At 75.8% G+C, this 18,680-nt stretch carries 17 protein-coding genes; 12 read left to right on the top strand and 5 right to left on the bottom strand.

The genetic code is table 11. The features are described 5' to 3' along the window. Window position 1 precedes the first annotated feature (1 nt). The 6 genes from mtrB (at window position 2) to secA (ending at window position 9,440) form a co-directional block, all read left to right on the top strand. Window positions 2–1,798, top strand: coding sequence for an MtrAB system histidine kinase MtrB (gene mtrB, locus KW076_RS06705; protein ID WP_224354584.1), 1,797 nt, complete (start codon window positions 2–4; stop codon window positions 1,796–1,798). Then, entirely contained in the window at window positions 1,798–3,534 is a 1,737-nt protein-coding gene (locus KW076_RS06710) for an LpqB family beta-propeller domain-containing protein (protein ID WP_224354585.1), read from the top strand. Before mtrB ends, KW076_RS06710 begins: the two co-directional genes overlap by 1 nt. A 103-nt stretch (window positions 3,535–3,637) precedes the next feature. After that, the gene (locus KW076_RS06715) at window positions 3,638–4,414 is read left to right on the top strand and encodes a ComF family protein (RefSeq protein WP_224354586.1); all 777 of its coding nucleotides are present in this window, start codon (window positions 3,638–3,640) and stop codon (window positions 4,412–4,414) included. A 159-nt stretch (window positions 4,415–4,573) separates the two neighbouring features. After that, window positions 4,574–5,254, top strand: coding sequence for a ribosome hibernation-promoting factor, HPF/YfiA family (hpf, locus tag KW076_RS06720; RefSeq protein ID WP_224354587.1), 681 nt, complete (start codon window positions 4,574–4,576; stop codon window positions 5,252–5,254). 56 nt (window positions 5,255–5,310) lie between these two features. After that, window positions 5,311–6,612, top strand: coding sequence for a DNA glycosylase AlkZ-like family protein (locus KW076_RS06725; RefSeq protein ID WP_224354588.1), 1,302 nt, complete (start codon window positions 5,311–5,313; stop codon window positions 6,610–6,612). Between the two features lie 86 nt (window positions 6,613–6,698). Then, window positions 6,699–9,440 carry a preprotein translocase subunit SecA gene (gene secA, locus KW076_RS06730; RefSeq protein ID WP_224354589.1) on the top strand — a complete coding sequence of 914 codons (2,742 nt, stop codon included), beginning with the start codon at window positions 6,699–6,701 and terminating at the stop codon, window positions 9,438–9,440. 103 nt (window positions 9,441–9,543) lie between these two features. Here the strand turns inward: secA and KW076_RS06735 are convergent, their stop codons facing one another. Further along, window positions 9,544–10,140, bottom strand: a complete 597-nt coding sequence (locus KW076_RS06735) for an Rv3235 family protein (RefSeq protein WP_224354590.1) — start codon at window positions 10,138–10,140, stop codon at window positions 9,544–9,546. Next, the gene (locus KW076_RS06740; RefSeq protein ID WP_224354591.1) at window positions 10,137–10,886 is read right to left on the bottom strand and encodes a LysM peptidoglycan-binding domain-containing protein; all 750 of its coding nucleotides are present in this window, start codon (window positions 10,884–10,886) and stop codon (window positions 10,137–10,139) included. Before KW076_RS06740 ends, KW076_RS06735 begins: the two co-directional genes overlap by 4 nt. A gap of 162 nt (window positions 10,887–11,048) precedes the next feature. Here KW076_RS06740 and KW076_RS06745 point away from each other — a divergent pair, with 162 nt between their 5' ends. After that, the gene (locus KW076_RS06745) at window positions 11,049–11,612 is read left to right on the top strand and encodes a hypothetical protein (protein WP_224354592.1); all 564 of its coding nucleotides are present in this window, start codon (window positions 11,049–11,051) and stop codon (window positions 11,610–11,612) included. A gap of 18 nt (window positions 11,613–11,630) precedes the next feature. Here KW076_RS06745 and KW076_RS06750 read toward each other — a convergent pair whose 3' ends face one another. After that, entirely contained in the window at window positions 11,631–11,858 is a 228-nt protein-coding gene (locus KW076_RS06750) for a helix-turn-helix domain-containing protein (protein ID WP_224354593.1), read from the bottom strand. A gap of 222 nt (window positions 11,859–12,080) precedes the next feature. Between KW076_RS06750 and KW076_RS06755 the strand changes: the two genes are divergently transcribed. The 3 genes from KW076_RS06755 to KW076_RS06765 are packed head-to-tail and all read left to right on the top strand — an operon-like array spanning window position 12,081 to window position 15,800. Next, window positions 12,081–12,728, top strand: a complete 648-nt coding sequence (locus KW076_RS06755) for an RcpC/CpaB family pilus assembly protein (RefSeq protein WP_224354594.1) — start codon at window positions 12,081–12,083, stop codon at window positions 12,726–12,728. Between the two features lies 1 nt (window position 12,729). Continuing rightward, window positions 12,730–14,328: a CpaE/TadZ family protein gene (locus KW076_RS06760; protein ID WP_224354595.1), complete on the top strand. Its 1,599-nt coding sequence runs from the start codon at window positions 12,730–12,732 to the stop codon at window positions 14,326–14,328. Then, complete coding sequence (locus KW076_RS06765; RefSeq protein ID WP_224354596.1) at window positions 14,298–15,800, top strand: sensor histidine kinase; 1,503 nt, start codon at window positions 14,298–14,300, stop codon at window positions 15,798–15,800. The genes KW076_RS06760 and KW076_RS06765 overlap by 31 nt, the downstream gene beginning before the upstream one ends. 28 nt (window positions 15,801–15,828) lie before the next feature. Here KW076_RS06765 and KW076_RS06770 read toward each other — a convergent pair whose 3' ends face one another. After that, on the bottom strand, window positions 15,829–16,077 hold the full coding sequence (locus KW076_RS06770) for a WhiB family transcriptional regulator (RefSeq protein ID WP_224354597.1): 249 nt from the start codon (window positions 16,075–16,077) through the stop codon (window positions 15,829–15,831). A gap of 375 nt (window positions 16,078–16,452) precedes the next feature. Here KW076_RS06770 and KW076_RS06775 point away from each other — a divergent pair, with 375 nt between their 5' ends. Continuing rightward, window positions 16,453–16,899: a hypothetical protein gene (locus KW076_RS06775; RefSeq protein WP_224354598.1), complete on the top strand. Its 447-nt coding sequence runs from the start codon at window positions 16,453–16,455 to the stop codon at window positions 16,897–16,899. Window positions 16,900–16,935: 36 nt separating this feature from the next. On the opposite strand, the gene KW076_RS06780 is transcribed toward KW076_RS06775, so the two are convergent. After that, window positions 16,936–17,307 (bottom strand): DUF1844 domain-containing protein, encoded by a 372-nt coding sequence (locus tag KW076_RS06780; protein WP_224354599.1) that lies wholly within the window; start codon window positions 17,305–17,307, stop codon window positions 16,936–16,938. A gap of 62 nt (window positions 17,308–17,369) precedes the next feature. Between KW076_RS06780 and infC the strand changes: the two genes are divergently transcribed. Then, complete coding sequence (infC, locus tag KW076_RS06785) at window positions 17,370–18,566, top strand: translation initiation factor IF-3 (protein ID WP_224354600.1); 1,197 nt, start codon at window positions 17,370–17,372, stop codon at window positions 18,564–18,566. Window positions 18,567–18,680 lie beyond the last annotated feature (114 nt).

The following is an 18,680-nucleotide window of genomic DNA, read 5'->3' on the forward strand; positions in this document are numbered from 1 at the left end:
GGTGACCGCCCCGGCCGAGCCCCCGCAGCCGGCCGAGACCGGCGACCCGGACGAGACCGGGGCCACGTCCGCGCCCGCGTCGGCGGGTCCCTCCACGTCCGCCGCCCCGCCGCGGGCCGGCCTCCGGCGCCGCCTGCGTCGGCGCTGGAACGGCTCCCTCCAGCTGCGCACCGCCGTCCTGGCGGGCCTGCTCACGCTCCTCGCGAGCCTCATGATCTCGGGGCTGATCACCCAGCAGGTGGCCCAGGCCCTCTTCGACGCCCGGCACCAGCAGGTGGAGGCCGAGGCCCGCCGCGGCCTGGCCCGCGTGCAGAGCACCTTCGCCAACGCGGCCGCGACGGACCAGCAGGCCACGGACGCCCTCGTCAGCCAGACCATGCGGGCGCTGGAGCTGGACGGCGGCACCACGATCCGGCGGCGCTTCCGCCTGGAGCCGCTGCCCGGCGGCACGGCGGCGTCCGTCGGCACCGTCTCCTCCCAGGGGCTGGACGCCGACGTGATCCCCCAGGACCTGCGCGACGCCGTGGCCTCCGGGCCGGGGGTCTACGACGCGTCGATCGCCCTCCCCGCGGCGGACGGCAACACGCGCCCCGGGCTGGCGTACGGCACGCAGGTGGTCCTCCCGCCGGGCGCGACCTACGCGCTGTACCTGGTCTACGACCTCTCGGACGTGCAGGAGTCGCTGGACTCGGTCCTGGGCGTGCTCCTGATGTTCGGCAGCGGCTTCCTGCTGGTCACCGTCCTGGTCTCCTGGTGGGCCGCGCACAGCGTGGTCCGGCCGGTCCAGCAGGCCGCGACGGCCGCCGAGTCGATCTCCGGCGGCAACCTCGCGGTGCGCATGCCGGTGCGCGGGGACGACGAGATGGCGCGTCTGGGCACCTCCTTCAACCGGATGGCAGACAGCATCCAGGCGCAGATCACCCAGCTCGCGCAGCTCTCCCGCATGCAGCAGCGCTTCGTCTCCGACGTCTCCCACGAGCTGCGGACCCCGCTGACCACGGTGCGGATGGCGGCGGACGTCCTCTACGGCTCCCGGGAGGACTTCGACCCCGTGAACCGCCGCTCCACGGAGCTGCTCTACCACCAGGTGGACCGCTTCCAGGCCATGCTCGCGGACCTGCTGGAGATCACCCGGTTCGACGCCGGCGCCGCCCAGCTGGCGCTCGAGGACACGGACCTGCTGGCCCTGGCCCGCGACGTCGTGCTGACCGCCGCACCGCTGGCCGATCAGGCGAAGGTCCCCGTGTACCTGGTGCCGCTCCCCCTCGAGGAGGGCCTGGACTGCGTGGCCCAGGTGGACCCGCGCCGCATCGAGCGGATCCTGCGCAACCTCGTGAACAACGCGATCGAGCACGCCGAGGGCTCACCCGTGGACGTGCTCGTCGCCGCTGACGAGGGGGCCGTGTCCGTGGCCGTCGTGGACGAGGGCATCGGCATGAGCCCGGAGCAGGTCCAGCGGGTCTTCGACCGGTTCTGGCGCGCCGATCCGTCCCGCAAGCGCACCACCGGCGGCTCCGGCCTCGGCCTGGCCATCGCCACCGAGGACACCCGCCTGCACGGGGGCCGTCTGGAGGCGTGGGGCGAGCTCGGGGTGGGCTCCGTGTTCATGGTGACCCTGCCCCGCCGCAACGGCGCCGAGTCGCCGGTGCGCCGTGCGGTCCTGCCCATGCCGCCGTCCTACGACCGGGGCGGCCGGCGGCTGGCCGCGGACCTGCACACCCCGGTGACCGGTCCGGAGGGGACCGGCGTGCACGACGCCGCCGCGCTGCCCGAGCGCGGCAGGGAACAGGAGCTCTGATGCGCCCGTCCGGCCCCGCACGACCCCGCCGCCGGCTCTGCGCCGCGGCCCTGGCGGGCGCCCTCGCGCTCGCGGGCTGCGCCCAGATCCCGCAGTCCTCGCCCGTGCGCAGCGGCGCCCCGCTGGACGTGGGGTCGCGCGCCGCGGACGCCCCGCAGTTCCGCCCCCCGGGGCCCGCCGAGGACGCGACCGCGGAGCAGCTCGTCCGCGGCTTCGCGCAGGCGGGGATCGCCCCCGAGGACGGCTACGCGATCGCCCGGCAGTACCTCTCGGCGGAGGCGTCGGACGGGTGGGAGCCGGACCGTGGTGTCGTCGTGTACTCCGGCGAGCCGACCGTCACCCGGGGACTGGGGGAGGGCACCTACGAGGTGCAGCTGGAGGTGGAGTCGGAGGTCGACGAGTTCGGCCAGCGCACGATGGCCCCGCCGAACACCACGCAGGCCCGCGAGGTGACCGTGGAGGAGGTGGACGGGGTCCTGCGCATCACGGGCGTCCAGGATGGGGTGCTGCTCTCCCGCAGCCAGTTCGCCCAGCTCTACGCTCCGCATCCCCTCTACTTCTTCGACCAGTCGCAGGCGTTCGCCGTCCCGGACGTGCGCTGGTTCGTGAATCGCGGCACGGCGGTGACCGCCCTGACCCGCGCCCTGCTGCGCGGCCCCGCGCCCTACCTGACGGGGGCCGTAGCCACCGCCTTCCCCCTGCGCACTGGAGCGGACCTCACCGGCCCCTCCGTCCCGGTCGCGGAGGACGGCACGGCCGCCGTCGACCTGACCGGGGCCACCGTCGACGGCGCCGACCCGGCCCGCCTCAGCCGCATGCGCGAGCAGCTGGAGCGCACGCTCACGGGCGTGTCCGGGGTGGAGCGCGTGGAGGTCACCGTGGAGGGCCGCTCCCTGACCTCGTCCGCGCCGTCCGGGTCGGTCCCGTCGGCCCGCATCGGCGAGGACCCCGGCACGGTCCAGGTCGGCGTGTCCGACGCCGGTGAGCTGGTGTTCTTCCAGGGCCTGGACGCCGTGCCGGTGGGAGGCCTGCCGTCCGTCGCGGACCTGGGGCCGGAGGACCCGGCCATGGACCGGGAGCGGCGCCGCTTCGTGTTCCTGGACCGCACCCGCACGGTCCTGCACGGCGTCGGCACCGACGGCGGGGAGCACCGCCTGCTGGACGGCGGCCGGCTCACCGCACCCAGCCTGGACTCGTCCGGGTGGGCCTGGACCGTCGACCGGGCCCGCTCGTCCCGGATCTCGGTCGTCCGGGCGGACGGTTCTGAGCCGGCGCGGGTCGTCACCACGCCCTGGCTCGCGGAAGGGGAGTCGATCGTGGCCCTGCACATCGGCCCGGCGGGCGCCCGGGCCGCCCTCATCGTGGACGACGGCCAGCAGCGGACCCTCCGCGTGGCCGGCGTCGTGCGGGGCGGGGACGGCGTGCCCACCGCCCTGACGCCCCCCGTGTACATCCCGACGCTCGATCCGCCGGACGACGTCGAGTGGATGGGGGACGGGTCCCTGGTGTCCACGCCGCTCGCGCCCGACGCGGAGACGCGCGTCCGCCCGGAGGTGGTGTCCCTCGACGGCACCTCCCGGCAGCTGAACCCGCTGGCGGGGCTGACCGGGATCAGCGCACGCGAGGAGGGGACGCTGTACGCCGAGACGGCCGAGGACGTGTTCCTCCTGGTCGGCTCCTCCTGGCGCGCGCAGGACGTCGCCACGCCGGTGCACGACCTCGCCTTCCCGGACTGACGGCCCGCCGCGACGACGGGCGACCGCTCCTGCACAGCCGACCGCCCCGCACTGCGGCGCGGTCCGGGGCCGTGGGCGGCGTCGAGCGTGCTGGACTGCCCGCATGCACCCGCTCCTGGAGTCCGTCGTGGACCTCGTCCTGCCCGCCGACTGCGCCGTGTGCGGCGCACCCGGGCACCGTCTGTGCCCGGACTGCCGGTGCCTGCTCGGGCGGGAGCTGTCCGCCCCGCACCGCGCCGAGGAGCCCGCGCTCGCCCTGCCCCTGGGCCCCGACGGCGCGCCGCTTCCGGTCTGGGCGGCCGGGGACTACCGCGACGGCCTCGCGGCCGCGCTGCTCGCCTTCAAGGACCACCACGGCTTCGGCCTGCGCCCCATCCTGGGGGACGCGCTCGCCCGCACGGTCGCGGCGGCCCGACTGGACCCCGGCCTGCAGGAGGCCGCGCACGCCCTGCTCGTGCCCGTCCCCGGATCGGCCTCGGGGTTCCGGCGGCGCGGCTACGACCCGCTGGCCGAGCTGGTCCGCTCCCTGCCCGCCCCCTGGGTGCGGGACGACGTCGTCCGGGCGGCCCCGGCGTGGTCGGCGTGGCCACCCGGCGGCGGGCCCTCCCACGGCGGTGCGGGCTCCCGGGAGCGCCGCTCCCGGCGGCGGGGCTGGCGGGTCCGGGAGGGGGCCCTGCGCCCGGGCACCCCGGTCCTGCTCGTGGACGACGTGCTCACCACCGGCGCCACCCTGGCCGCCCTGCACCGGGCCGTCCGGCGGGCCGGCGGCCGTCCGGTGGGCGGCGTCGTCGTCGCCGCGGTGGCCCCGCCGACCGGGGACGGCGGGGCCGGGGTCGGCGGTGCGGGATCGACCCTGGCCGGAGCCGAACCGGGGGAGTAGTGTTCTGGCCACGGAACACGCTCCCCGTGTTCCCGTCCCGCCGACGGCAGGAAGGAGGCCCCGCCCTCTGACCGATGCGGGCCGTGCCGCGGACCGTCCGGCGAGGAGGCGACCTCCCCTCCGTTCCGGGACCTGAGTGAGCCGGATCAGGAGGACATCATGACCCTCGACGTCAGCTACATCGCCCGCGGCATCACCCTCTCGGACCGCTTCCGTGAGCACGTGGAGGAGCGCCTCGAGAAGATCGAGCCGCTCGCCGAGGGCGCCGAGACCCTCGAGGTCAAGGTCAGCCGCTCCTCGCACCACCGCCACTCCGACGAGGGCATGCGCGTCGAGCTGACCCTCCGGGGTGCCCGCGAGGTCGTGCGCGCCGAGGGCGATGCCGACGACAAGGCCGCCGCATTCGACGCCGCGCTGTCCCGGATCGCCGAGCGCCTGCGCCGCATGCGGGACCGCCGCAAGGACCGCCGCCACGGCAAGGGGAGCGCGGCCTCCCGCGGTGCGGGCGAGATCCCGTTCGTGCCGCCGCTGCCCGCCGTGGGCCAGGCGGACGCCCCCGCCGACGAGGCGCCGGAGAGCGGCACGCCGGTGAGCATCCGGGCCAAGCGGTTCCCGGCCACGCCGATGTCCGTGGACCGGGCCGTGGACGCCATGGAGCTCGTCGGTCACGACTTCTACCTGTTCCAGGACGAGACCACCGGCGTGCCCTCCGTGGTGTACCGCCGCCGCGGCTGGTCCTACGGCGTCATCAGCCTGGACGAGTCCCTCCCGGCGCACCACGTCGCCCCCGTCGAGGGCGAGCGCGTCTACCAGGCGAGCCGGGAGGCCGACGCCGAGTGAGCAGTCGGCGCGCCGCCACGGCACCGCCCGGGTCCGCCCCGGGCGGTGCCGTCCCCGTGTGGTCGGCATCCCGTGCCCGCCGCGTCGTCCTGGGCGCGCAGGGCCTCGCCGGACCGCGGCCGGCCGCGAGCGCGCGGCGGGTGGCCGGCGTCGCCGCGCGCCTCGGCGTGGTGCAGGTGGACTCGGTGGACGTGCTCGCCCGCGCCCACCTGATGCCGTTCCACTCCCGCCTGGAGGACGTGGACCCGGCCCACGTCGCCGCCCTCACCGAGGGCCGCGGCCGGCGCTTCACGGAGGCCTGGGCGCACGAGGCCTCGATCGTGCCCGCGACGTCCCGCGCGGCGCTCACCCTCCTGCAGGGCCGGCGCTGGCCGCTCGCCACGGCGCTGCCCGAGGACCGCCGCACCGCCGCGGCGGCGGACATCCGGGCCCTGCTGGCGGCGCACGGGCCGCTGACGGCGCGCGAGGTGCGCGACCGGCGCGCCTCGCCCTGCGGGCCCGGGACCTCCTGGGGGTGGAACTGGTCCGAGGACAAGCGGGTCCTCGAGCATCTCTTCGCCGAGGGCTCCCTGGCCTCCGCCGGCCGCACCGCCTCCTTCGAGCGCCGCTATGCCCTTCCCGAGCTGCTCTGGCCTCAGGGGGAGAGCGGGCGGGCCCCGGTGCCGCCGGAGCCCGCCGCCGGCGGCGACGCCCGGCTCGCCGCCGCCCTCCAGCTCACCCGGATCGCCCTGCGCGCCCAGGGGGTGGGGGTCGCCGACGAGATCGCCGACCACCACCGCGCCCCCGTGACGCTGACCCGGCGGGCGCTGGAGGTCCTCGCCGACCGCGGCGAGGCGCTCGAGGTCCGCCTGGACCTCGGCGGGACCCGCCCCGTGCCCGCCTGGGCGGACCCGACGGCGCGCACCCCGCGCCGCGCGGGGGCGTGCACGCTGCTGAACCCCTTCGACCCGGCCGTCTTCCACCGCCCACGCGTGGAGCGGCTCTTCGGTGTGCGCTACCGGCTGGGGATCTACACCCCGGTGGACCGTCGCGTGCGCGGCTACTACCCGCTGCTCCTCCTGCAGGGGGAGCGCCTCACCGCGCAGGCGGACCTCGGGGCCGTCCGCCGCGGGCCGGATCCCCGGCTCGAGCTGCGCGGCGCCTGGTCCGAGGACCCCGCGGCGCACCCGGGCCCGGCCGGGCCGGCCCCGACCCCGGACGAGGTGGCCGACGCCCTCGCCGAGGAGGCGCTGCGCGCCGCGCGCTGGCGCGGACTGCCGCGCGTCGTGGTGCCCGAGGGCGCCCCCGGAGACCTGACGCCGCGCGTGCGGCGGGCGCTGCTGGAGCGCGACGGCGGCCGCGTGCCGCCCGGACCGTAGACTGTCGGGACGACCGCGTACGGGTCCGCCGGGGCCGCCGTCGAGCGCCGACGACCGGGCCACACCGCCAAGGGAGCAGAGAACCAGTGCCTTCGATCATCGACCGCGTCCTGAAGATCTCGGACAACCGCGTGCTCAAGCGCATGCGCGGGACCGTGGACGCCGTGAACCTCCTCGAGGACGACTTCCGCGCCCTCTCCGACGCCGAGCTGCGCGCGGAGACGGACTCGTTCAAGAAGCGCCTGGCGGACGGGGAGACCCTGGACCTGCTCCTGCCCGAGGCGTTCGCCGCGGTCCGCGAGGCCGCCGGCCGCACCCTCGGCCAGCGCCACTACGACGTGCAGCTGCTCGGCGGCCTCGCGCTGCACCAGGGCAACATCGCGGAGATGAAGACCGGCGAGGGCAAGACCCTCGTCGCCACCGCCCCCGCCTACCTCAACGCCCTGACCGGCAAGGGCGTGCACGTGGTCACCGTGAACGACTTCCTCGCCTCCTACCAGGCCGACCTGATGGGCCGCGTCTACCGGTTCCTGGGCATGGAGACGGGCGTGATCGTGTCCGGCCAGGACCCGGCCACCCGCCGCGCGCAGTACGCCGCGGACATCACCTACGGCACGAACAACGAGTTCGGCTTCGACTTCCTCCGGGACAACATGGCCTGGTCGAAGGAGGAGCTCGTCCAGCGCGGACACCACTTCGCGATCGTCGACGAGGTGGACTCCATCCTGATCGACGAGGCCCGCACGCCGCTGATCATCTCCGGGCCCGCGCAGGGCGACATCAGCCGCTGGTACGGCGAGTTCGCCCGTCTCGTGCGCTCCCTCGAGCGGGGCACGGATTACGAGGTCGACGAGAAGAAGCGCACCGTCGGCGTCCTGGAGCCGGGCATCGAGAAGGTCGAGGACCACCTCGGCATCGCCAACCTCTACGAGTCCCAGAACACCACGCTCGTGCAGTTCCTCAACAACGCCGTGAAGGCCAAGGAACTGTTCAAGCGGGACAAGGACTACGTGGTCCTCGACGGCGAGGTCCAGATCGTCGACGAGCACACCGGCCGCGTGCTCGCCGGGCGCCGCTACAACGAGGGCCTGCACCAGGCGATCGAGGCCAAGGAGGGCGTCGAGGTCAAGCCGGAGAACCAGACGCTGGCCACCGTGACCCTGCAGAACTACTTCCGCGGCTACGAGAAGCTCTCCGGCATGACCGGCACCGCCGAGACCGAGGCCGCGGAGTTCACATCCACCTACGGCCTCGGCGTCGTGGTGATCCCCCCGAACAGGGAGAAGCAGCGCGTCGACCGCAACGACCTCGTCTACAAGAACGAGAAGGTCAAGTTCGACGCCGTGGTGAAGGACATCGCCGAGCGCCATGCCACGGGCCAGCCCGTGCTGGTGGGCACCACCTCCGTGGAGAAGTCCGAGTACCTCTCCACGCTGCTGACCAAGGCGGGCGTGCGCCACGAGGTACTCAACGCCAAGAACCACGCCCGCGAGGCGGCCATCGTCGCGCAGGCGGGCCGCCCCGGTGCGGTGACCGTGGCCACCAACATGGCCGGCCGCGGCACGGACATCATGCTCGGCGGGAATGCCGAGTTCACCGCCGTGGCGCGCATGCAGGAGCTGGGCCTCGACGCCGCGGAGGACCCCGAGGCCTACGAGGCCCGCTGGCCCGAGGTGCTCGAGCAGGCCGAGGCCGCCGTCCAGGACGCCCGGGAGAAGGTGCGCGAGGCCGGCGGCCTCTACGTGCTGGGCACCGAGCGCCACGACTCGCGCCGCATCGACAACCAGCTGCGCGGACGCTCCGGCCGCCAGGGCGACCCCGGCGAGTCCCGGTTCTACCTCTCCCTGACCGACGACCTGATGCGGAACTTCAACCCGGGCGCGGCCCAGCGGATCATGAACTCCGCCTCCATCCCGGACGACATGGCCCTGGAGTTCAAGATGGTCTCCTCCGCCATCCAGAACGCGCAGTCCCAGGTCGAGGGGCGCAACGCGGAGCAGCGCAAGAACGTCCTGAAGTACGACGACGTGATGAACCGCCAGCGCGAGGCCATCTACGCGGACCGCCGGGCGATCCTCGAGGGCGACAGCCTCGGCGAGCGTGTCCGCGGGTTCGTGGAGGACGCCGTGGGCGCCGTCGTCGATGCGGCCACCGAGGAGGGCGCGCCGGTCGACTGGGACCTCGAGAAGCTCTGGGAGACCCTGCGCGAGGTCTACCCGGTGGGCATCTCCCCGGAGGACGTCCTGGAGCAGGTCGGCGGCCGAGGGCGCCTGAAGGCGGCGGACCTGAAGCGCGAGCTGGTCTCCGACGCCCTGCTCGCCTACGACGACCGCGAGGCCCAGGTGGGCTCCGAGGCTCTGCGCGAGGCGGAGCGCCGCGTGGTGCTGGCCATGATCGGCCGCCACTGGCAGGAGCACCTCTACGAGATGGACTACCTCAAGGAGGGCATCGGTCTGCGGGCCATGGCCCAGCGCGAGCCGCTGGTCGAGTACCAGCGCGAGGGCTTCACGATGTTCCAGGCGATGCTCGCGGCCATCAAGGAGGACTCGGCCCGCACCCTGTTCCACGCGCAGATCGCCGCCGCTCCGGCCCCGACGCAGCTGCCCGGCGTCAAGGACGCGCGCGCGATGACGATGGTCCCCCAGATCTCCGTCGAGGGTGTGGAGACCCCGCGCCAGCCCGCGCGCCTGCACCTGTCCGGCCCCTCCGAGGACGGCGAGGGCGTCGAGGAGAAGGACCTCGCGGCCGACGGCGCTCAGACCCCCGCGGGCGCCAACCGGGCGTCCCGCCGGGCGGAGGCCCGCAGGCGCCGCCGCGGCGAGGACTGAGCCCGGCGCCGGGGGACCCCCGGCGGACAGCGGAGGAGGCCGGGGCCGACGTCGTCATGACGCCGGCCCCGGCCTCCGCCGGCTCCGCGGTCCACCGGCCCGGTCAGCCGATCTCGAGGTGCGTCACCTTCCAGCGGCTCAGGCGGCGCTCGATGCGCAGGGCGACCGCTCGGGCCCGCCCGGCCACGAGCACGGTGGCGCTGGCCTCCACCGCCCCGGGGCGCACCGCGCAGACCCGGGCCCCCACCGGCCGCGGGGCCGAGCCGGACGGCGGGCGTGTGCCCGTCCGCTCGAGCAGGTCGACGCGGCGGCACATCTTCTCGTAGGTCTCGGGCGCCAGCCAGCCGGCGAGGTCTCGCACGGGGCGACGTCCGGCCTCGGTCTCCACGCACGCCACCGCGACCACGGCGGCGAGCGAGCGCAGTCGGCGCAGCTCCTCCCGGTCGTCCTCCTGCTCTGCGCGCCGGACCAGGTCCTCCCCGGTGGGCACCGCCGACATGCGGCGGGCGGGGCCGCGCAACAGGGCGGACTCGGTGTCGCGCCGGGAGGGGGCCGTTCGGGAGACGGGACGGGGGCGGGTCGGTCCGTGGGCGAGGGCGGGGGCGAGCGTGGTCATGGGGTCCTCCTGTGCGGGGCGGTGTGCGGGTCGGTCGGCGGACGTGCGGATCATCGTGCGGTCGGCGCGGACGGAGTGCGTCATGGGGTGCCGCCTCGCTGGACGTGCGGGGTGAAGTCGGGGGCGGTCAGGACCGTCCCGGGGAGGATGAGGTTCGGGTCCTCGCCGATGAGGTCCCGGTTGTGCCTGTGCCACTCCCGCCACCGCCGGTCGACCTCGCGCGGGGTGGCGTCCGGGCCCAGCTCGTCTGCTGCGATGTCCCACAGGCAGTCCCCGGCCCGCACGGTGACGGTGGGACGGTCCCCCGTGTCACGCGGGGCGGCGGGGGAGCCCGGCTGCGGCGTCGGCGGGGCGCCAGGCGTCCAGGCGGCGTCCGGCAGCGTCGGGGAGGCGGCGGCCGACGTCCACGACGCGTCCACCACGGCGGCCGACGGCGCGGGAGGGGCGTCCGCCCAGGCCGCCGGGGCCGCGAGCAGCTGCGCGCCCAGCACCGCCGCGCCGGCGCGGCGCAGCAGGGCGGGGGTCATCCGCTCGCCCAGACGAGACCAGCCGCGGTGCCCCGTGCGTCGGCCCAGGGCCAGTGCCGCGAGGCCGAGGAGACCCAGGGCCCACCAGGCCGCGAGTGCGAGTCCGAGACCGGCGGCGCCGAGGCCGAGGGCCCGACCGAGCGCCGCGTCCGGGGTGGGTGCGGCCGGTCCCAGCAGCGTGGCGGCGGCCCAGCCGAGGGCCGGCACGGCCGCGGCCAGCACCGCCAGCGCGGCGACGTCGAGGGCCGAGGCGCGCGGGGCGTGGACCCCTGCGGCGGGCGGCTGTGATGCGACGAATGACATGGTCCCCTCCGACCGTCGTCTGGACGGCTCCCGTGCCGTCGTGAACGTTCTGTCCTGAAGTGAACCGTACGGGTCGGATGGTTGTCAATGTTGTCGTTTGATGATGTTCGATGTGCCTCGATGGCCCGACGGCGGTGCGGGAGGTCGGACTAGTCTGTGCGCATGCGATGGGACGGGCTGTTCGAGGACCTGGAGGCGCGCTGGTCCGCGCTGGAGTGGGACGCGACGCGCGCCGAGGCCGCCGAGCTGACCCGGGGGGAGTGGGCGGCGCTCACGCTCGAGGAGCGGCTCCGCGGCGCGCGGGGCGAGACGGTGCGCCTGCACCTGGTCTGGGGGGAGCACCGCGACGTCCGCCTCGGGACGGTCGGCGACGGATGGGTGTCCGTGAACGCCGCCGCGGCCGACTCCCTGCTGGTGCCCCTGACGTCCGTCGTCGCCTGGGAGGGGCCACTGGGCGCGGCGAGCACCGCGCCCGAGGGCGTGCGCTCCCGGCCCGGCCTCCCCGCGGCGCTGCGTCAGCTGGCGCGGGCGCGCGCGGCGGTGCGGGTCGTGGCGGGGAACGGCGTCGAGCTGGGGGAGGGGACGATCGACAGGGTGGGCCGGGACCACGTGGACCTGGCCCGGCACCCGCGCGACGAGGCGCGGCGCGCGGGGCAGGTGCGGGGCCGGCTCGTCGTGCCGCTGGCCGCCCTGGGCCTGGTCGCGACGCCGGGCCCCCTCGGCTGAGGCTCCGCGGCCGCGTGCTCAGGCGCCGTGCCCGGCGTCCTCGCGCGTCCGCTCGGCCACGCGGGAGCGGGTCAGCTCGCGCTGCCGCTCGACGTACTCGTCCAACCAGCCGGCCTCGATGCGCCACTGGCCCCGGCCGCCCACCTGGATCGCCTGGAGCTGCCCGGTGCGCACCAGGGTCCGGGCCTGGCCGACGGAGACGTTCAGCACCTCGGCGACGTCGGTGAGGGTCAGGAACTGCGGCACGGGTCCTCCAGGGTCGAGACGGGGCGGCCGCCGGGCGGCCGGTCCCCACCATTCAACCGTGTCCCAGGCCTCCGTGCCTCCCCTGTCCACAGGGTGGGGGGCCCTACGCTGGATGCGCGCCCGGCCTGGCTACCCTGGGACGCACGCGGAGGGTGCGGCGCTGACGGGGCGCTCGGCTCCGCGTGGCCCGTCGTCGCGGGCTCCACGAAGGGGGGACCTCTCATGACCACCGATCCGACCGCGCCCGCCGAGGGGGCACGACTGCGCCGCCCCCGCTGGCGCGACCCCCGTCTGCTCGTGGGGCTCGTGCTCGTGCTCGCCTCCCTGGCCGGGGTGACGGCGATCGTCGCCGGTGCTCAGCGGACGCAGACGTACTGGGCGGCCGCCCGCGACCTCGCGCCGGGGGCTCCCGTTCCCGCGGATGCGTTCGTCCCCGTGGACGCCAACCTCGCCGACGCCGCGGGACACTACCTCCGGGCGGATGCCCCGGCCCCGGCGGGCAAGGTCGTCGGCGCGGTCGTGCGGGCCGGGGAGCTGGTGCCCGCGGACGCCCTGGCGGACGTGGACCCGCAGCGCCGCCGCCCCGTGGGGGTGCAGCTGGCCGAGCCGCTGCCCGCCGGCACGTCCGCGGGGGACCGCGTCGACGTGTGGGTCGCCGCCCGGCAGGATGACGGGCGGGACTACGAGGCACCCCGACGGATCGCCGAGGGCCTCGAGATCTCCGAGCTGACGGAGGCCGAGGGCGGCTTCGGCACCGGCGCCACGACGCGCCTGCAGCTGATGGCGGGCGAGGACGTGCTCGCGCAGCTGCTGGACGCCAAGGTCTCCGAGGCGCGCATCACCGTGGTCCCCGCCCTCGGGGAGGGCTGACGTGCGCGTCGCGCTGGCCACCACGCTGATGCCCGGCCGGGACCACGTGGGACCCCTGGAGCAGGCCCAGGCCGAGGTCACGGTCGTCCGCCGTGCCGAGGACCTCGCCGAGCTCCTCGCCGCAGCCCGGTCGGGACTGGTCGACGCCGTGCTCGTGGCGGGTGACCTGAGCGCCCTCGCGCGGGGCTTCGTCGACGAGGTCCGCGAGGCGCCGCGGCCCGTGGCCGTGGTCGCCATGGGCGAAGTGCGGGCCGAGCGCGAGCGGGTCCGCACCCTCGGCGTCCCCTGTCTCTCCGCCGACGCCGACCCGCTGGCCCTGGCGGCCGCGGTCCAGTCGGCCGTCCGGGCCCGTCTGACGGGCGCGCGTCCGGAGCTGGGCTCGGAGACGCCCCCGGCGGATCCTCCCGCGCCCGCACCCGGCACCCCGGACGGCGGCGACCCCGAGGCGGTCCGCGTGGCCGCCGTCCGGGACCGCGAGGGCACCCCACGCCTCCCGGAGCCGAACCCCGTGCGCGTGGACGCCCTGGCCGCGAGCGAGGTCGACGCGCTCTTCACCGAGGAGACGTCCCCTGTCGCCGCCGCGGACGAGGCGGGGCCGGCGTCGCCGGACGCGGCCGGACCGGACGCCGTCACGGCGTCGCCGGCCGACACGGCGCCCGAGGACGGCCCCGAGGGCGGCCCCGAACGGGGGCGGACAGGTCGGACCGTCGCGGTCTGGGGGCCCACCGGCGCGCCCGGGCGCACCACGGTCGCCGTCAACCTGGCGGCCGAGTCCGCCGTCGCGGGACTGCGCACCCTGCTCGTAGACCTGGACACCTACGGCCCGTCCGTCGGGGTGCACCTGGGGCTGACGGAGGAGACGGCGGGGCTGGCCCGCGCCGTCCACCGCGCGGAGCGCGGCAGCGTCACACGGGAGGACCTCGTGGACGCGGCCGTCCGGGTGCGGGTCGCCGGCGGCGACCTGGACGTCCTCACCGGGCTCACCCGGCCCGACCGGTGGCCCGAGGTGCGCCCGGGCGCGCTGCGGGAGGTCCTCCAGGCCGCCCGCGACGGCTGGGACCGGGTGGTCCTGGACCTCGGGTTCTGCGTCGAGGAGGACGAGGAGCTCTCCTTCGACGTCCCCGCCCCGCAGCGCAACGGCGCCACCCTCGCCGGCCTCGCCGCCGCGGACCGGGTGCTCGTGGTCGGGGGTGCCGACGCGGTGGCCATGCCCCGCCTGCTGCGCGCCGTGGAGGCCCTGCCGGCGGGTGTCGAGCAGGACCGCGTCCGGGTCGTCGTCAACCGGGTGCGGCCGCAGGCCTCCGGGGTGGCCCCGCAGGCCCAGGTGGCGGGCGTCTGGGAGCGGTACGGCCCGCCGATCCCGCTCGTCGCCCAGCTCCCCTGGGACCCGGGTGCGGCCGACCGGGCGCTGCTGGGCGGCCAGGTCCTCGCGGAGGCGGCCCCGGGCAGCGCGCTGCGCGCCGCCGTCCTCGAGCTGGCCCGCCTGGACCCGGCGGTGGCGGCCCGCACGCAGAGCGCGGGCAGGGGTCGTCGGCCGGCCGTGCGCGGCCTGCGTCGTAGGCTGGCCCCATGGTCAGCACCATCGCCTCGGACCCCCTGAACACGCACCCCGACCTGGGCGCGGAGGACCGGGCGTGGCTCCAGCAGCTCGTGGGGGACTGGCAGCTGATCGCGGACCTCGCGCTGGCCGACCTCGTGCTCTGGTGCCCGCTGCCCGTGGAGGTCGACGGCACGGGCCACCTGGCCATGGCGCAGGTGCGGCCTTTCACTGCGCCCACGCTGTTCCACCGGGACATCGTGGGCTCGCGGGCGCGTGCCGACCTCCGCGCCCTCGTGGACCGCGTGTGGGCCGCCGGGGCGCCGGCGGACGGCACGGGCCCGCTCGTGGAGCCCGGCGCCACGCTGAAGGTGCGGCTGTGGCCCGTCGTGCGGGCCGGGCGGGTGGTGGGCGTGGTGAGCGCCCACGAGGACCCCCGCACCCGCCCCGCGCGCTCGGCGGTGGAGGACAACTACCGCACCAGCGCTGACACGCTGCTGGACATGGTTCAGCACGGCCGCTGGCCGAACCCCGAGGACCCGCCGGCGTACTGGATCGGCGGGACCCCGCGCGTCGGCGACGGCCTGGTGGTCCTCGGCGACGATTCGCGGGCCACCTTCACCAGCCCGAACGCGGTCTCCGCGCTCCGTCGACTGGGCCTGCCCACGACCCTGGCCGGCCACTCGCTCACCGAGCTGCTCGGGGGCACCGAGGCCGCCCGCCGGCCGGTGGAGGAGGGCTCCTGGGCCATGCTCAACGGCCAGCGCGCCGGGCGCACAGAGGTCCAGGCCAACGGTGCGACGCTCACGGTTCGCTCCGTGCCGCTGCGGAACCGGGACGGCTGGTGCGGGGCCCTGATCATGCTGCGCGACGTCACCGAGCTGCGCCGTCAGGAGCAGCGGCTGATCAGCAAGGACGCCACCATCCGCGAGATCCACCACCGGGTGAAGAACAACCTGCAGACCGTGGGGTCGCTGCTGCGCATGCAGGCCCGGCGCTCGGACTCCCCGGAGACCGGGCGGGCCCTGCGCCAGGCGATGCAGCGGGTGGACACCATCGCCCTCGTCCATCAGACGCTGAGCGAGCAGATCGACGCCCAGCTCTCCGTGGACGCGCTGATGGCCCGCCAGTTCCGCCTGGCCGTGGAGGTTGCGGGCGACGGGCGGCCGCTGGGCACCCGGGTCGAGGGCACCTTCGGAGAGCTCGCGTCGCACGTCGTAACCTCGGTCGCCCTCGTGCTCAACGAGCTGGCCACGAACGCCGTGGAGCACGGCACCGGCGAGGAGGGGGGAGTCGTCTCGCTCCAGGCGCACCGGGAGGACACCCCCGCCGGCGACGTCCTGGTGTTCAGCGTGACCGACGGCGCGTCCGTGGAAGACGGTCCGGGAGAGGGGTTCGTCCCCCAGCCTGCGCCGAACGGCCTGGGCCTGCGGATCGTGCACTCGTTGGTCGAGGGGGACCTGCGCGGGTCCATCCAGTGGCGGCGGATGCCCGACGGCGGCACCCGGGTGACGGTGCGCCTGCCGGTGGAGTGAGGGTCGCCCGCGGCGGACGCGGGCCGGGTCAGGAGGCGCGCCGGGCGCGCGCGGCGCGGCGCTTCATGGCGCGGCGCTCGTCCTCGCTCATGCCGCCCCAGACGCCGGAGTCCTGGCCGGACTCCATGGCCCACTTGAGGCACGTGTCGATGACCTCGCAGGTGCGGCACACGGCCTTGGCCTCCTCGATCTGCAGGAGGGCCGGGCCCGTGTTGCCGACGGGGAAGAACAGCTCGGGGTCCTTGTCGAGGCAGGCTGCCTTGCTGCGCCAGTCCATGGTGGTGCTCACTTCCTGTGTCGGTGCCCCGGCGGGGCGGTCGACCCGCGGGTCGACGGCTGCGCGCGCGGCGGGCCCGGGCGGTGCGCCTCGGACGGCCCGGGCACGACGCGGCCCGGTCAATGCGACGGGGACCGCATCAGTCGAAACGGTCCCCGGGAAACTGTTGACCTCGATCCTCCCACGGGCATGCAAGGTGAACAAGAGGTGAAGGAGTCGTCTGCGGCGCACCCCCGTGAGGCGTTGGTCACATCGGGGGGCCGTCTGATCGCGTGCGGGGTCGCTCCGGGGCGTAGCGTGAGGGGCATCGCGGGCGCACCGGACGGCAGGGGCGCCCGCTCGTCCCCCGTGACCGCAGCCCCTGGAGGTCCCCGCATGAGCTCGTCGATCCCCGCCTCCCCGTCCGGGCGCCGGAGGATGCCCGCCCAGGCCGTCGTGGTGGCCGGGGTCCTGGGCCTCGAGGCCCTCACGCTGGTCTGGCTCGCCGTCGACGGCGTCGCCCACCTCGGGGCGGGCGCCCTCCCCACGGCCGCGGGGGTGTTCCTCGTGGTCGTCTACGTGCTCCTGGCTGCGTGGGTCGGCGCCGTCTGCGGGGGCATGGTCCGCGGCCGGCGGTTCAGCCGCGGCGCCGCGGTGGCGATCCAGCTCTTCGCCGTGATCCTGTCGACCTGGCTGATGAGCATCGGTGCGCCGATCGCCGGCGGGCTGCTGCTCGTCGGCTCGGGGGCGGCGCTGCTGTGCCTGTTCTCGGGCGCCGTGCAGGCGCACCTCGCCGGGCCCGACGCCGGCCGACCGGACGCCGGCCGACCGGACGTCGGCTGAGCGGCGTGGTCCCGCCGGGGGGCCGACGTCGCGGGGTCAGTTGACGGGGCCGGTGAACTTCTCACCCGGGCCCTTGCCGGGGGCGTCCGGGAAGGGGGAGGCCTCGCGGAAGGCGAGCTGGAGGGAGCGCAGGCCGTCGCGCAACGGGCCGGCGTGCTGGCTGCCGATCTCGGGCGCGGCGGCGGTGACGAGGCCGGCGAGCGCGGTGATGAGCTTGCGGGCCTCGTCGAGGTCGGTCATCTCCCGCGCGTCGGGGGAGTCGGCCAGGCCCACCTTCACCGCGGCGGCCGTCATCAGGTGCACGGCGGTGGTGGTGATCACCTCGACGGCGGGGACCTCGTGGATCTCGCGGACCTCGGTGGGGACGTCCTCGCCCGCGGCGTGCTGGTGCTGGTTCTGATCGGTCATGGTGGTAAGCTTCCCACAGACCGCTTCCAGCGGCGCACCCGTGTGCCGTCCGGAAGAGCAAAGTGGAGTCCTCCTCCCACCCGCGTCAGCAGGACGTCCGGCACGGCCGGGCCGAGTTGCCGGGTCACCGCGTGTCCGCGGCGGTCGCACCGGGGTCGGACGACCCCTGGCGACCCGGCGGCACCGCGAAGGGTCCCATCCGGGGCCGGTTCGAGGCCTCCCGTCTGCACCCGCAGGGGAGGCCTTCCGCATGGAGGGCCCCTGGCGTCCGGTCGCATCAACGTCCAGCAAACAGGAGTGGCACCATCAGCGATCCCCGCATCAACGAGCGTATTCGCGTTCCGGAAGTCCGACTCGTCGGCCCGAACGGCGAGCAGGTCGGCATCGTCCGCGTCGAGGACGCCCTGCGCCTCGCCGCCGAGGCGGACCTGGACCTCGTGGAGGTGGCCCCCACGGCCAAGCCTCCGGTGTGCAAGCTCATGGACTTCGGCAAGTACAAGTACGAGGCCGCCGTCAAGGCCCGTGAGTCGCGCAAGAAGCAGGTGAACACGGTCCTCAAGGAGGTCCGCTTCCGCCTGAAGATCGACCAGCACGACTACGAGACCAAGACCGGCCACGCCAAGAAGTTCCTCTCGCAGGGCGACAAGGTCAAGGCCATCATCCAGTTCCGCGGCCGTGAGCAGCAGCGTCCGGAGCTCGGCATCCGCCTGCTCCAGAAGTTCGCCGAGGACGTCGCGGAGCTGGGCACCGTCGAGTCCCAGCCCCGTCAGGACGGGCGCAACATGGTGATGGTCATCGGCCCGCTGAAGGCCAAGGCCGAGGCGCGCGAGGAGCAGCGCAAGTCCACCGAGGGCACCCAGCGCGAGCGCAAGGGCGGCGGCTCCCGCCGCGACCAGGCCGCCCGCGAGGCCAAGGCCGCCGCGGCGGAGAAGGCTGCCGCCAACTCCGCCCCCGTGCGCAACTCCATCGGGGACGCGTTCCCGGAGCAGCTGCGCTCGTTCGCCGCCCAGCAGACGGAGGCCCCGGCGGAGCAGGCCCCGGTGCCCGCGCCGAAGGCGGCCCCGGCCAAGGCCACTCCGGCCAAGGCCCCCGCCCCGAAGCCGGCGGCGACGCCCGCGCCCAAGCCCCCGGCGTCCGCGCCGAAGCCGCCGGCGGCCCCGAAGCCCGCCGCCGCCCCCAAGCCCGCCGCGAAGCCCATGCCCGCCCCGCCGAAGCCGGCCGCCCCCAAGGGCGCGCCCAAGCCCGGTCCCCGCGGCTGACCACGGCCCGGCGCCTCGCGCGTCGGGCATCCAGACCCCTCCGTCCCGCCTGGGACGGAAGACCACAGCACTGGCACTGCGTCTCTGACGCGGACGCCAGCTGACGACGAAGGA

Source organism: Micrococcus porci, from assembly GCF_020097155.1.
In the GTDB taxonomy this organism is placed as follows: Bacteria; Actinomycetota; Actinomycetes; order Actinomycetales; family Micrococcaceae; genus Micrococcus; species Micrococcus porci.